A 13536-nucleotide genomic window follows, 5' to 3' on the forward strand; every position below is an offset into this window, starting at 1 on the left:
CCGTACCCGGCGGGGACGCGTCCCACCGCCGGGTCATACGAACGTTACAGACGATCCGTTGACATGCGGGAGAGGCATCGTCAATCTATTCCCCAAGTCGTTCACTCAAATGAACGACACTGGTCACGGCCCCAGTCCGCCCCGGTCACTCCCCCGCCGTCCTCCCGGACGCCGCCGCCGAGAGCAAGCGGCAGCGCCCGTGATGCGGCCTGCCCGCTCGACGACGCAAGGAGCCTCTCATGGCACGAAACCGTCCGCGCTCGACCCGGCTGGCGGTGGCGCTCGCCGCCACCGCCGCCCTCACCCTGTCCGCCTGCGGCGGCGGGTCGGACGGCGGCTCGGGCTCCGGCGGCAGCGCCGAGCCCGACGCCGTGTCCGACGGCGTGGTCAACATGGACCTCGCCGGCCCGGTCACCAGCTACGACCCGGCCAAGGGCAGCGGCTTCCAGGACGCCCAGGTCGCCTGGGCGCTCTACGACTCGCTGATCACCACCGACTCCGACGGCAACCAGATCGCCGGGCTCGCGTCGGACTGGAGCTCGACGGCCAACAGCGCGACCTTCACCCTCAAGCCGGACGTCACCTGCTCCGACGGCACCCCGCTCACCCCCGAGGTCGTCGCCGGCTCGCTCACCCGGCTGCTCGACCCGGCCACCGGCTACCCGTTCCTGTCCCAGACCACCGGCGGGGACAACCCGGCCACCGTCACCACCGCGGGCACCGACCAGGTCACGGTCACCCTGGAGAAGCCCTGGTCGGCGCTGCTGCCCAGCCTGGCCTCGCCGTTCACCGGCATCGTCTGCGCCGCCGGCGTCGCCGACCCGACCACGCTGCAGACCGGCTCCAACGGCACCGGCGCCTTCGTCGCCGACACCCAGGTGGCCGGCTCCAGCTACACCTTCACCCGCCGCGAGGACTACGCCTGGGGTCCGGAGTTCGCCGACCAGGGCGAGGGCGACCTGCCGACCACGCTCGTCATGCAGGTGATCACCGACGACAACACCCGGGCCAACCTGATGGAGACCAGCGCGCTGCAGATCGGCGCCTTCGGGTCCGACGCCTGGACGCGGTTCGAGAACAGCACCAGCGTCAGCAACGAGATCTCCAACCAGACCGACACCTTCCTGATCTTCAACGAGACGCCGGGCAAGGTCACCACCGACCCGAAGGTCCGCCAGGCGATCGCCCAGGCGGTCAACCGGGAGGGGCTCAACGAGGTGCAGAGCTACGGCGCCGGTGACCTGATCACCAACCTCGGCCAGGACAGCTACCAGTGCGCCGACCCCTCGCTGGGCGACCTGATCCCCGAGTACGACGCGGCCGCGGCCGCCGAGGTGCTCAAGGGCGAGAAGCTCACCGTGATGGGCGCCAACGTCTTCGCCGGCGGTGACGGCAACAGCTACATCCTCTCCGCGCTCGAGGCCGCGGGTGTCGACGGGACGCTGAAGAACCTGGACAACTCCGCCTACGTCGACGCCTTCTTCAGCGGCGAGAACGACTGGGACGTCGCCGTCCTGGGCTACGGCAACCTGCTCAACAGCCTGCTCGCCGCCGGTGGGTTCTTCGTCGGCGCCGCCCCGCCGGACGGCCAGAACCTGGGCGCGGTCGACAACGCCGCCGCGGCCACCGCGCTGGCTGCGGCCGGCACCGCCACCAGCGAGGACGCCGCCTGCGCGTCGACCACCGAGTTCCAGTCCGCGCTGATGGAGAACTTCGACGTCGTCCCGCTGTCCACCGTCCCGGTGCACGTGCTCTTCGCCGGCGGTACCAGTGGTGCGGTGGTGAAGGGCTTCACCCAGCCGTCGACCATCCGGATCTCCGCGTGACCGGTCCGGAGACGGCCGTCCGCACCACCGACGCGACGGCGGGGGCGGCCGCGACCGCCCCCGCCGTCGGGCCGGGCACCGAGGTCCCGGAGACCAGCGCACCGGCCAAGCACCACGCGGCGTCCCTGTGGGCCGGCTACCTCGGCCGCCGGCTCGTCGGGGTGGCCGCCGTCCTGGTGGCGATCGTGCTGCTGACCTTCCTGATCGTCCGGTTCGTGCCGGGTGACCCGGCTCGGCTGATCGTGGGGCTGAACGCCACCCCCGCCCAGGTCGAGCAGGTCCGGGACGAGCTGGGGCTCAACGACCCGTTCTTCGTGCAGTTCGGGCACTACGTCTCCGGCCTGCTGCACGGCGACCTGGGGAACTCCTTCGTCAACCAGCAGCCGGTGAGCGAGATGATCTCCCAGCGGTTGCCGCTCACCGCGCAGCTGGCGCTGAGCGCGCTGGCCATCGTGCTGGTGCTCGGCTTCCTGTTCGGGATCGCCGCCGGCGTGCTGGACCACAACGGCCGCGGCCGCTGGTTCACCTCGCCGTTCACCGCGGTGACCTCGCTGGTCGGCGCGCTGCCGGAGTACATCACCGGCACGCTGCTGGTCTACGTCTTCGCGCTGAGCCTGCAGTGGTTCCCGGTCCAGGGCGGCCCGGGCTTCCACTCGATGTTCCTGCCGGCGCTGGCGGTCGGGCTCCCCCCGGCCGCCGTGCTGGCCCGGCTGGTCCGCAACGAGACCCTCGCCGTGCTCAACCAGGAGTACATGACGACGGCGACCAGCAAGCGGCTCTCCCGCGCCCGGCTGCTCGTCCGGCACGTCCTGCCCAACGTCGTGACCAGCACGCTCACCCTCGGTGGCCTGCTGCTGGTCGCCCTGCTCGGAGGCACCGTCATCACCGAGAACGTCTTCAACATCAGCGGCGTGGGGACCGCCGTCGTCCAGGCGATCCTGCGCAGCGACTACCCCACCGTCCAGGGCGTGATCCTCGTCCTGGGCCTGATCGCGGTGGTCATCAACCTCGCCGTCGACATCACCCTGGGCCTGCTCGACCCGCGGGTGCTCTCCCGGAGGGCCTCGTGAGCCCCCGCCGACGCCGCAAGCTGCCGGCCATGCTGGTCTGCGGCGCGAGCCTGCTCACGGTGATGGTGCTGCTGGGGATCTTCGCGCCGATCATCTGGGGCGAGCAGGCCGACGCGCTGACCGCGGACATCCGCCAGGGCAGCTCCGCGGAGCACCTGCTGGGCACCGACGCGCTCGGCCGGGACATCCTGCTGCGCACCCTGGTGGCCACCCGGCTCACCCTGCTGATGGCCGCGGGCGCGACGGCCATCGCCGTCCTGATCGGCATCCTGCTCGGCGCCGGGGTGGTGCTGGCCGGCCGGTTCGTCCGCGGCGCCGGCGCCCGGGCGATCGACCTGCTCGTCTCCTACCCGCCGATCATCATCGCGCTGGCGGTCACCGCCATCTTCACCCCGGGCGTCGGCTCGGTGGTCGTCGCGATCGGCCTGGCGTTCTGCCCGCAGTTCGCCCGGCTCACCAACACGCTGGCCAACTCGGTGAGCACCCGGCAGTACGTCGTGGTCTCCCGGCTGCTCGGCACCAGCCGGACCAAGCTGCTGCAGCGGCACGTGCTGCCCAACATCGCCGCCCCCGTGCTGGTGCTCACCTCGGTCGGCTTCGCCACCAGCATCGTGTCGCTGTCCGGGCTGAGCTTCCTGGGCCTGGGCGTGCAGCAGCCCGAGTACGACTGGGGCGCGCTGCTCGCCGCCGGCCTGCGCGACCTGTCGGTCAACCCGGTGGAGTCCCTCGGCCCGGCGCTGGCCATCCTGCTCACCGGCCTCGGTGCCGGGCTCTTCGGCGACGGCCTGGCCAAGTACTGGGAGCCGCGCCAGTCGGTGCGGCCGCCCCGGATCAACCGCTCCCGCGGCAAGCAGCTCACCGCGCCGCTGACCGCGGTCGCCTCCGACGGCGAGCGCGAGGTGGTGGCGTCGCTGCGCGAGCTGCAGGTCTCCGCCGGCGACGCACCGCTGGTGCGCGGGGTCTCCCTCGACATCGCCGCGGGCGAGGTCGTCGGCCTGGTCGGTGAGTCCGGTTCGGGCAAGAGCGTCACCGCCATGGCGCTGGCCCGGCTGCTCAGCCCCTCGCTCAGCTGGTCGGCCGACCGGCTGCGGATCGCCGGCACCGACATGCACCGCTCCGACGTGCCTGCGCCCACCCGGCTGGCCACCGACCTCGGCGTGGTCTTCCAGGACCCGTCGAGCTGCTTCAACCCGGCGCTGCACATCGGCACCCAGCTGACCGAGGTGCTCCGGGTGCACAAGGGCGTCTCCCGCAAGGCCGCGGCGAAGCTGGCCGTCGACCGGCTGCGCGAGGTGCGGGTCTCCTCCCCCGAGGCCCGGATGCACCAGTACCCGCACGAGCTCTCCGGCGGCATGCGGCAGCGGGCCATGATCGCGATGGCGCTGCTGTCCGAGCCCCGGCTGCTGGTCGCCGACGAACCGACCACCGCGCTCGACGTCACGGTGCAGGCCGACGTGCTGCGGTTGCTCCACCAGATCAACACCGAACGCGGCACCGCGATGCTGCTCATCTCGCACGACATCAACGTCGTCTCCGCGCTCTGCGACCGGGTCTGCGTCATGTACGCCGGGCGGATCGTCGAGGAGGTCCCGGTCGCCGACCTGCGCGCCGGCCGGGTGCACCACCCGTACACCAAGGCGCTGCTGGCGGCCTCCCCCGGCGAGGACGCCGACCGGGTCACCGCACCGCTGAAGCCGCTCGCCGGCCGGCCGCCCAAGCCGGGCGAGGTCGGCAACGCCTGTTCCTTCGCGCCCCGCTGCCCGCTGGCGATGCCGCGCTGCCTCGAGGAGGACCCCGTGCTGCTGCCCGACCCCGACGGCGGCCAGGCCGCCTGCCACGCCGTCGACCACGAGCTGGCGGTGGCCCGGTGACGGCGCAGCTGACCGGACCGACGACGGCTGCGGTGCTCCGGGTCGACCAGGTCAGCGCCGGCTACGGCTCGGGCTCCCGGTCGGCCCGGGTGCTGCGGGACGTCTCGCTGGCGGTGGCCCCCGGTCGCACCATGGGCATCGTCGGGGAGTCCGGCTCGGGCAAGTCGACGCTGGCCAAGGTGCTCGTCGGCGAGCTCGCCCCGCTGTCGGGCCGGGTGCTGCTGGCGGACCAGGACACCGCCCGGATGGCGCGCGGGCAGCTGCGCGCCGCCCGCCGCAGCGTCCAGCTCGTGCCGCAGGACCCGTACTCCTCGCTGAACCCGCGGATGACCGTCGGCCGGGCGCTGGCCGAGGCGATCGACCCCGGCGGCTCGCTGCGGCGGATCGACCGGGCCCGGATCACCGAGCTGCTGGAGACCGTGGCGCTGGAGGGCGACGCCGCCGACCGGCTGCCGCACGAGTTCTCCGGCGGTCAGCGGCAGCGGATCGTCATCGCCCGGGCGCTGGCCGTGCAGCCGCAGGTGCTCATCGCCGACGAGGTCACCTCGGCGCTGGACTCCTCGGTGCAGGCGGAGGTGCTCAACCTGCTGCTGTCGCTGCAGCGGGAGAAGGACCTCGCGCTGGTCTTCATCACCCACGACCTGTCGATCGCCCGGTACATGTGCGACGAGATCAGCGTGCTCTACCTGGGCAGCCTGGTGGAGCAGGGCGACATCGGGCTGCTGCACGCCCCGGCGCACCCCTACACCGACCTGCTGCAGGCCAGCGTGCCCGACCCCAGCGGCGCGATGTTCACCAACGAGCCACCGCCCGTGGTGGCCGCCGACCCCGGTGACCCGGCCGACCCGCCGGCCGGCTGCGCGTTCCACCCCCGCTGCCCGCAGGGGCCGCGGGTCGTGGAGGGCCGGTCGGTGTGCATCGAGAAGGCACCGCCGCTGGTCCCGCTGACCGGCCGGGGCGGCCGGGCCGCCGCCTGCCACTTCCCGCTCGTCCGCGCCGGCTCCTCCGAGTGACGCGACCACCCACCCCTCCCCGAGGAGATCGACCGATGGGCACTGTCTTCACCGCCGACGACCTGGCTCGCCTGCCCGAGATCGTCGCCGCCGACCTGGCGCCCGACGGCGGGTCGACGGTCTACGCCGCCACCACCGCCGACGGCAGCACCACCCTGGAGCGCCCGCAGCTGTGGCTGCAGCAGCTCGGCGGCACCGCCGAGCTGCTCAGCGCCTCCGACGGCGCGCAGTCCGCCCCCACCTTCTCCCCCGACGGCAGCCGGATCGCCTTCGTGCAGGACGACGAGGACGGCCACGGCCAGCTCGCCGTCCTCGACCTCGGCGACCGCTCGGTCACCGTGCTCACCGACTTCCCGCGCGGCGTGAGCACCCCCCGCTGGTCACCCGACGGCGCCACGATCGCCGTCACCGGCAACGACGCCCCGCTGCGCGACCCGAAGCGGCCCTACCGGGTCACCCGGCCGGTGTGGCGGCGGGACGGCATGGGCCTGGTCGACGACGTCGCCGTCGAGCTGTGGACCGTGCCGGCCGCCGGCGGCAGCCCGACCCGGCTCACCGACCACGGCGGCATCGTCGCCAACGTCGCGTGGTCCCCCGACGGCGGCCGGCTGCTCTACGAGACCACCGCCGAGCCGGACACCGCCGCCGTCGCGCTGCGCACCGTCCCCGCCACCGGCGGCCCGGTGACCACCGTGCTGACCAGCGAGTACCTGGTCTACCCGCCGATGGCGGCGTGGCTGTCCGACGGCCGGATCGTCCGGACGACGCCGTGGAACGTCTACAACATGCTCGACCTGGTGGTGCACGACCCGGCGACCGGGACCGACACCCCGCTGGGCTCGCCGCTCACCGGGCAGATCGGCGGGCTGATGGTCTTCGGGATGAACAGCGCGCTGCACCAGCCCGCGCTGCTCGTCGACGACGATGACGACGTCCTGCTGTACGTGCAGGTCGGCGGCCGCACCGAGCTGCACCGGATCAGCACCACCGACGGCGCGGACACGACGCTGTGGACCGGGGACGCGTGCGTGGCCCCGCTGGCGGTCCGCGGCCAGCAGGTGCTGCTGTCGCGGACGACCTTCGCCGACCCCGCCTCGCTCGTCGTCCTCGACCTGGCCGACGGCACCGAGCAGCCGGCCTCCACGCTGGACCGCGGCTGGCTCGCCGAGCTGCCGTTCACCGTCCACGAGCTGCACTTCACGGGCGAGGACGGCACTCCCGTCGAGGGCTGGTACCTCGAGCCGGTCATCGGCCAGGGGCCTTACGCCACCGTGCTGCACGTGCACGGCGGCCCCTTCGCCGCGCACGGCTACGGCTTCTCGATGGACGACCACCTGCTCACCTCGGCCGGCTACGGCGTGCTCAAGGTGAACTTCCGCGGCTCGTCCGGCTACGGCGAGGAGTTCTCCAAGACGCTGGTCGGCGACTGGGGCCACCACGACGCCGGGGACTGCCTGGCCGGGCTGGACCACGTGATCGGCCTCGGGCTGGCCGACCCCGACCGGCTGGGCTCCTTCGGGCTGTCCGGCGGCGGGTACATGACCTCCTGGCTGCTCACCCACAGCGACCGGTTCGCCGCCGGCATCGCCGAGTGCCCGGTGACCGACTGGAGCGGGATGGTCGGCTCGGACATCCCGCAGGTCGTCGGCCGCTGGCTGGGGCACGGCCCGGGCGAGGGCCCGGCGCAGATGGCCGAGTACGCCCGGACGTCGCCGATCACCTACGCCGCCAGCTGCACCACCCCGATGCTGGTCATCGAGCACGAGGGCGACCTGCGCTGCCCGGTCGGCCAGGGCGACGTCCTCTACAACGCGCTCACGCTCTCCGGCTGCACCACCGAGATGCTCCGGCTGCCGGGGATGTTCCACGTCGACGTCTACGGCATCGCCGACCTCTTCGGGCGCACCGAGCGGCTGGCCGCCCTCACCGACTGGTTCGACCGCTACCTCAAGCCCTGACCGCCCACCTGCTGCGAGGAGAACGCCATGTACGCGCACGTCAACGGGGTCGACCTGTTCTTCGACATCGAGGGCAGCGGCTTCGCCCCGGAGGGGACGACGTACCGGGAGAAGCCGGTCATGTTCGTCCTGCACGGCGGCCCCGGCTGCGACCACACCTACTTCCGGCCGTGGCTGCACCCGCTGGCCGAGCAGGCCCAGCTGGTCTTCATCGACCACCGCGGCAACGGCCGGTCCAGCCGCACCGACGAGACCACCTACACGATCGAGCAGATGGCCGACGACGTCGAGGCGCTGCGCACGTACCTCGGCCTGGGCCCGGTGCTGCTGCTCGGGCAGTCCTTCGGCGGGATGGTCGCCCAGGTCTTCGCCACCCGGTACCCGGAGTCGGTGACCAAGCTGCTGCTGGCCAACACCACGCCGTCCATGCAGTTCTGGGACGCCGCCCAGGACGAGGCCGCGGCGATGGCGACCCCCGAACAGCAGGCCGCCATCCCGGCGCTGTTCAACGGGGAGATCCAGTCCCAGGAGGCGTTCGACGCCTGGTGGGACGTCTGCATGCCGCTGTACTTCAAGCACCCCGACCGCTGGGGCCAGGAGATCGAGGAGGTCGAGGGCCGGATGGTCGGCGCCTACGAGGTCGCCAACCACATGATGGCCAACGAGATCCCCAAGTACGACGTCCGGCCGCTGCTGCCCGAGGTGCGGATCCCGACCCTGGTGCTCGCCGGCGCCAAGGACTGGGTGACCCCGCTGAGCCAGTCGACGCTGATCGACGAGCTGCTGCCGGACTCGACGCTGGTCGTCTTCGACGAGAGCGGGCACATGCCGCACATCGAGGAGAACGAGAAGTTCGTGTCCGCCGTCCGCGCCTTCCTCGCCGGCTGATGCGCGGTCTCACCACGACGGACGCCGGGCCGCTGCTCTTCCGGGACGTCGCCCTGGTCGACGGCACCGGGGCGGCGTCCCGGCCGGGCACCGCGGTGCTCACCGACGGCGGCCGGATCCGCTGGATCGGCCCGGACGAGCAGGCACCCGACGTCCCGGACCACGCGGTCGTGCACGGCGGCGGGCGCAGCCTGCTGCCCGGGCTGATCAACGCGCACGTCCACCTCAGCAGCGACGCCGGCCCCGACCTCGCCGCGCAGGTGGCCGCCGACACGGTGCCGATGTCGACGCTCCGCGCGGCGACCATGGCCGAGCTGACCCTGCAGACCGGGGTCACGACGGTGCGCGACTGCGGCGCGGCCAGCGGCATCGTCATCGACCTGGCCAAGGCCATCGACGACGGCCTGGTCCCCGGTCCGCGGGTCGTCGCGGCCGGGCGGGTCATCACCATGACCGGCGGGCACGGGCACTTCATCGGCCGGGAGGCCGACGGGGTGGACGCCGTCCGCCGGGCGGTGCGCGCGGAGATCAAGGAGGGCGCGGACTTCATCAAGGTGATGGCCACCGGCGGCGTCCTCACCGCGGGCGTCGACCCGAACAACATCGCGCTGCTGCCGGAGGAGCTGGCCGTCGTCGCGCAGGAGGCGCACAACTCCGGCCGCCGGGTCACCACCCACGCCATCGGCAACGCCGGCATCCGCAACGCGCTGCTGGCCGGGATCGACTCCATCGAGCACGGCATGCACCTCGACGACCCGACGCTGGAGCTGGCGCTGGACCGGGGCGCGTTCCTGGTACCGACGCTGCTCGCGGTGTCCCGGATCGTCGACGCCGGCGTCGCCCGGGGCGTGCCGCTCTGGGTGGTGGAGAAGGCCGAGGAGCAGCTCCAGCACAGCCGGGACAGCTTCGTGGCCGCGGTGCGCTCGGGCATGAAGATCGCCGCGGGCACCGATGCGGGCACGCCCTTCAACCCGCACGAGGACCTCGCCGACGAGCTGGCGCTGATGGTCTCCCTCGGCCTCTCGCCGATGCAGGCGATCGTCGCCGCCACCGCGCACGCGGCGGAGAACCTCGACGTCCTGCACGCCGTCGGCACGGTCGAGGTCGGCAAGCGTGCCGACCTGCTGCTGGTCGACGGCGACCCGACGGCCGACATCACCGCCGTCGCCCGGGTGGTGCTGGTCGCCAAGGACGGCGTCGTCGTCCGGGACGAGCTGCCCGCGCCGCTGCTGCAGCCCGCGGGCTGATCGAACGCCGGCTGGCGCCCGCCCTCCCCCTGGGGCGGCGCCAGCCGGTCCGTCGTCAGGGTTCCGCGCCGAAACCGGCACAGGGTTCCGCGCCGAAACCGGCTAGGCCCGGGACGACGCCCGGAGCTTGGCGTGGGTGCCGGCCATGGCGACCGCGCCGCCGAGCAGGTACTTGGGCAGCTTCGCCACCACCGTGTAGTTGGTGTCGACGACGTTGGCCACCGGGGTCAGCGCCGCCTGGGACACCAGCTGGTAGGCGTCGAGCTCGGAGAGGTCGAGCAGCTCCGCCGTCCACCGGACGAGCTCGGTGTGCGCGATCCGGAAGGCGTCCTCGAGCGGGCGGGCCGAGCCCGTCGTCATCAGGTGGGTGTCGTCCTCCAGCCGCGGCCAGGGCGTGGGCGCGCCCTTGACCAGGTCGACGCTGAACACGGTGTCCATGGCGCACTCCACGGCGACGCCGCAGGTCTCCCCCTCGCCCTGCCGCGCGTGCCCGTCGCCGAGGCTGAGCAGCGCGCCCGGCACGTTGACGCCCAGGTAGCAGGTGGTGCCCGCGCGCATCTCCGGGGTGTCCATGTTGCCGCCCCAGCTGCCCGGGGTGAGCGAGGAACGCACCTCCCCCAGCGGCGGTGCCACCCCGACCGTGCCGTGCATCGGGTCCAGCGGCAGGTCGACGGTGAACGCGGAGTCCAGCGCCTGGTAGCGCACCAGCCGCTCGGCGCGGTCCAACTCGTAGACCCAGGTCCGCTCGGGCAGCGCCGGGTGCAGCATCGCCGTCGCCGGGGTGGCGGTCAGCGAGCCGAAGAACGGCACCGTCGAGCTGAAGCCCCGGGTCTCCCGCGGCTCGATGCTCAGGAAGTGCACCGCCACGGTGTCCCCGGGCTCGGCGCCCTCGATGAAGAAGGGCCCGGTCTGCGGGTTGAGGAGGCGCGGGTCGCAGACCTCGCTGACCAGGTCGGCGGTGGAGCCGACCCGGCCGGCGAAGCAGTCCCGCCTCCAGGTGCTGACCACCTCGCCGGGTCGCAGCTGCAGCACCGGCGGGGCGCCGCCGAAGCTGTAGACGAGCGTGGACGGGTCGGCCTGGGGGTCGGGGTCGTGTCGCAGCACGGGCAGATCAGACCAGCTCGTGCTCGTCGGCCATCACGGTGCGCCCGATCTCGGCGTAGACCGCCGGGCGACGGCTGCGCAGCCAGAGCGCGCCGAGCCCGGCGAGCACGAACACCGCCAGGACGATGTAGGGCATCGCGTGGAAGAACGGCGACCCCGAGGCCAGCCCACCGGCGAAGCTCAGGTTCGAGAAGAGCAGGTAGACCACGTAGAGCATGCCCAGGCAGGCGATCCCCGGGATCACGCCGGTGGTCCAGATGTTGCCTGGGTGCACCTTCTTCACGTGGAAGTAGGAGATGACGGCCACCGAGCAGATCGCCTGCACGATGAGGATCGCCATCGTGCCCATGAGCGCGAGCAGCCCGTACTCGTAGACGTAGGCGCCGGTGAGCGGGTCGTCGCCGCCGACGGTGAGCAGGTAGAACGCCACGGTGAGGACCAGGGTGATCACGCTCTGCACCAGCGAGGCGATGTGCGGGGAGCCGTGCGTGGGGTGCGCAGCGCCCAGTGTCCGGCGCATCGCCGGGAGCTCACGGCCGATGGCGAACAGGTACCGGGACGCGGCGTTGTGGAAGGCGAGGGCGCAGGCGAAGGAGCCGGACACGATGAGGAACAGGTAGACGTCGACGATCCAGCCGCCGCCGAGGTTGTCCGCGGCCAGGCCGGTGAACATGCCGATCCCGTCGGCGGCGGCGCCGAACTGCAGGGACGCGGCCTCGCCGTTGCCGGCGATGACCATCCACGAGACGAAGGTGTAGAACAGCCCGAGCCCGATCACGGCCAGCAGCGTGGCGCGCGGGACGATCTTCTTGGGGTTGCGCGACTCCTCGCCGTAGGTCGCCGTCGTCTCGAAGCCGACCCAGGACCAGAAGGCGAAGAACAGCCCGATGGCGGCGCTGCCGGCGACCACCTCGTCCAGGCCCAGGCCACCGCCGGCGGGCAGGCTGCGGAACGCGTCGACCGGGTTGAGCGCCGACCAGACCATCCCGTCGGGCCCACCGCCCTGGAACAGCACGGACAGGGCCAGCGCGCCCAGCAGCAGCACCTCGCCCACCAGGAACACCCCGAGGACGACGGCGGCGACGCTGATGTCGAAGTAGCCCAGCACCCCCACGACGGCGATGCCCACCACCGCGATGAGCAGCCAGTTCACGTCCCAGCCGAACCACTGGTCGAGGGCGTCGTTGGCGAAGTAGCTGAAGATGCCGATGAGCGAGCCCTCGAACACCACGTAGGCGACGGCGGCCAGCACGCCCGAGGCCATCCCCCACACCGGGCCGAGGCCGTGCGAGATGAAGCCGTAGAAGCCGCCGGCGGTGGTGATGTGCCGGGCCATCGCGACGAACCCGATGGAGAACAACGTCAGCACCACGGTGGCCACCAGGAACCCGGCCGGCGCGGCCAGGCCGTTGCCCGAGCCGACGGCGATCGGCAGGTTGCCGGTCATCGCGGTGATCGGCGCGGCGTTGGCGACGGCCATGAACAGCACGCCGACCAGGCCGAGCGCGCCGCCCTTGAGCGTGCTCCCGCCGGACGGTGTGGCGGGCGGGGCGTCCGCGGGCGCGACCGCGGACAGGTTGTCGGTGGCCATCTGGCACTCCTTCTGGGCGGGGACTCAGCGGGAGCGTGCCGGGCAGTTGTGTCGGCTGTGCGCGCGTCCGGTAACGGTCGGGTGAGGAGGATGTTTCCGCTGGTCACACGGTTGACCGGGGCCTAGCAGCCCGGCTAGACAGCGCTGGTGTTCACACCACTGAGCGGGTCGTCGGTCGTCGTCACCGGAGGCAGCAAGGGCATCGGCCGGGGCATCGCCGCGGCGTTCGCGGGCGCGGGCGCGCGGGTGCTGCTGGCGGCCCGCGACGAGGCCACGCTGGCCGCGACCGCCGCCGAGCTGCGCGCCGCCGGCGGGGACGTCACGCACGTCGCGGTGGACGTGTCCCGCCCGGAGGGGTGCGCGGAGATGGCCGCGGTCGCCGTCGACCGGTTCGGCGGCATCGACGTGCTGTGCGCCAACGCCGGCATCTTCCCGGAGCGCCCGCTGGCGGAGATGACCGAGGCCGACCTCGACCAGGTGCTGGGGGTCAACGTGAAGGGCACCTTCTTCGCGGTGACGGCGTGCCTGCCCGCGCTCACCGCCAGCGGCCGGGGCCGGGTGGTGCTCACCTCGTCGATCACCGGGCCGATCACCGGCTTCCCGGGCTGGTCGCACTACGGCGCCAGCAAGGCCGCCCAGCTCGGCTTCCTGCGGACGGCGGCCATCGAGCTGGCCCCGCACCGGATCACCGTCAACGCGGTGCTGCCCGGCAACGTCCTCACCGAGGGGCTGGCGGGCATGGGCGAGGACTACCTGGCCGGCATGGCCCGGTCGATCCCGCTCGGCCGGCTGGGCACCGTCGCCGACATCGGCAACGCCGCGCTGTTCCTGGCCACCGAGGAGGCCGGCTACATCACCGGCCAGACCCTCGTCGTCGACGGCGGCCAGGTGCTCCCCGAGTCCCTCGACGCCCTCACCTGACACCCCGGGAGCGCTGACGCCCGGAGAGCGCGCTTGATCGCGCGAAA

Annotated in this window: 10 protein-coding genes; 8 read left to right on the forward strand and 2 right to left on the reverse strand. The window is 72.7% G+C overall.

What is annotated here, in order from left to right:
• The first annotated feature begins 239 nt into the window (after nt 1–239).
• From MODMU_RS19820 to MODMU_RS19850, 7 genes are read left to right on the forward strand one after another with little or no spacing between them, the layout of a single operon-like run.
• Nucleotides 240–1826 (forward strand): ABC transporter substrate-binding protein, encoded by a 1587-nt coding sequence (locus MODMU_RS19820; protein WP_014742162.1) that lies wholly within the window; start codon nt 240–242, stop codon nt 1824–1826.
• Nucleotides 1823–2896 (forward strand): ABC transporter permease, encoded by a 1074-nt coding sequence (locus tag MODMU_RS19825; RefSeq protein ID WP_014742163.1) that lies wholly within the window; start codon nt 1823–1825, stop codon nt 2894–2896. The genes MODMU_RS19820 and MODMU_RS19825 overlap by 4 nt, the downstream gene beginning before the upstream one ends.
• Nucleotides 2893–4767: a dipeptide/oligopeptide/nickel ABC transporter permease/ATP-binding protein gene (locus MODMU_RS19830; RefSeq protein ID WP_197537357.1), complete on the forward strand. Its 1875-nt coding sequence runs from the start codon at nt 2893–2895 to the stop codon at nt 4765–4767. The genes MODMU_RS19825 and MODMU_RS19830 overlap by 4 nt, the downstream gene beginning before the upstream one ends.
• Nucleotides 4764–5780 carry an ABC transporter ATP-binding protein gene (locus tag MODMU_RS19835; protein WP_014742165.1) on the forward strand — a complete coding sequence of 339 codons (1017 nt, stop codon included), beginning with the start codon at nt 4764–4766 and terminating at the stop codon, nt 5778–5780. The genes MODMU_RS19830 and MODMU_RS19835 overlap by 4 nt, the downstream gene beginning before the upstream one ends.
• 35 nt (nt 5781–5815) lie before the next feature.
• Nucleotides 5816–7738, forward strand: a complete 1923-nt coding sequence (locus tag MODMU_RS19840) for a S9 family peptidase (RefSeq protein ID WP_014742166.1) — start codon at nt 5816–5818, stop codon at nt 7736–7738.
• A gap of 27 nt (nt 7739–7765) precedes the next feature.
• Nucleotides 7766–8626, forward strand: coding sequence for an alpha/beta fold hydrolase (locus MODMU_RS19845; RefSeq protein WP_014742167.1), 861 nt, complete (start codon nt 7766–7768; stop codon nt 8624–8626).
• Complete coding sequence (locus MODMU_RS19850) at nt 8626–9873, forward strand: metal-dependent hydrolase family protein (RefSeq protein ID WP_014742168.1); 1248 nt, start codon at nt 8626–8628, stop codon at nt 9871–9873. Before MODMU_RS19845 ends, MODMU_RS19850 begins: the two co-directional genes overlap by 1 nt.
• 102 nt (nt 9874–9975) lie before the next feature.
• Here MODMU_RS19850 and MODMU_RS19855 read toward each other — a convergent pair whose 3' ends face one another.
• Together MODMU_RS19855 and MODMU_RS19860 are read right to left on the reverse strand one after the other, a co-directional pair.
• Nucleotides 9976–10977, reverse strand: coding sequence for an acetamidase/formamidase family protein (locus MODMU_RS19855; protein WP_014742169.1), 1002 nt, complete (start codon nt 10975–10977; stop codon nt 9976–9978).
• Nucleotides 10978–10984: 7 nt separating this feature from the next.
• The gene (locus MODMU_RS19860; RefSeq protein WP_014742170.1) at nt 10985–12568 is read right to left on the reverse strand and encodes an APC family permease; all 1584 of its coding nucleotides are present in this window, start codon (nt 12566–12568) and stop codon (nt 10985–10987) included.
• A 147-nt stretch (nt 12569–12715) separates the two neighbouring features.
• Between MODMU_RS19860 and fabG the strand changes: the two genes are divergently transcribed.
• Nucleotides 12716–13489, forward strand: coding sequence for a 3-oxoacyl-ACP reductase FabG (gene fabG / locus MODMU_RS19865; RefSeq protein WP_014742171.1), 774 nt, complete (start codon nt 12716–12718; stop codon nt 13487–13489).
• Nucleotides 13490–13536 lie beyond the last annotated feature (47 nt).

The organism is Modestobacter italicus, assembly GCF_000306785.1.
Taxonomy (GTDB): domain Bacteria; phylum Actinomycetota; class Actinomycetes; order Mycobacteriales; family Geodermatophilaceae; genus Modestobacter; species Modestobacter italicus.

Bases quoted from the DNA above. Each gene is read 5' to 3' on its own strand.
- MODMU_RS19820 (WP_014742162.1), top strand. From the start codon at position 240: ATGGCACGAAACCGTCCGCGCTCGACCCGGCTGGCGGTGGCGCTCGCC.
- MODMU_RS19840 (WP_014742166.1), top strand. From the start codon at position 5,816: ATGGGCACTGTCTTCACCGCCGACGACCTGGCTCGCCTGCCCGAGATC.
- MODMU_RS19845 (WP_014742167.1), top strand. From the start codon at position 7,766: ATGTACGCGCACGTCAACGGGGTCGACCTGTTCTTCGACATCGAGGGC.
- MODMU_RS19850 (WP_014742168.1), top strand. From the start codon at position 8,626: ATGCGCGGTCTCACCACGACGGACGCCGGGCCGCTGCTCTTCCGGGAC.
- MODMU_RS19860 (WP_014742170.1), bottom strand. From the start codon at position 12,568: ATGGCCACCGACAACCTGTCCGCGGTCGCGCCCGCGGACGCCCCGCCC.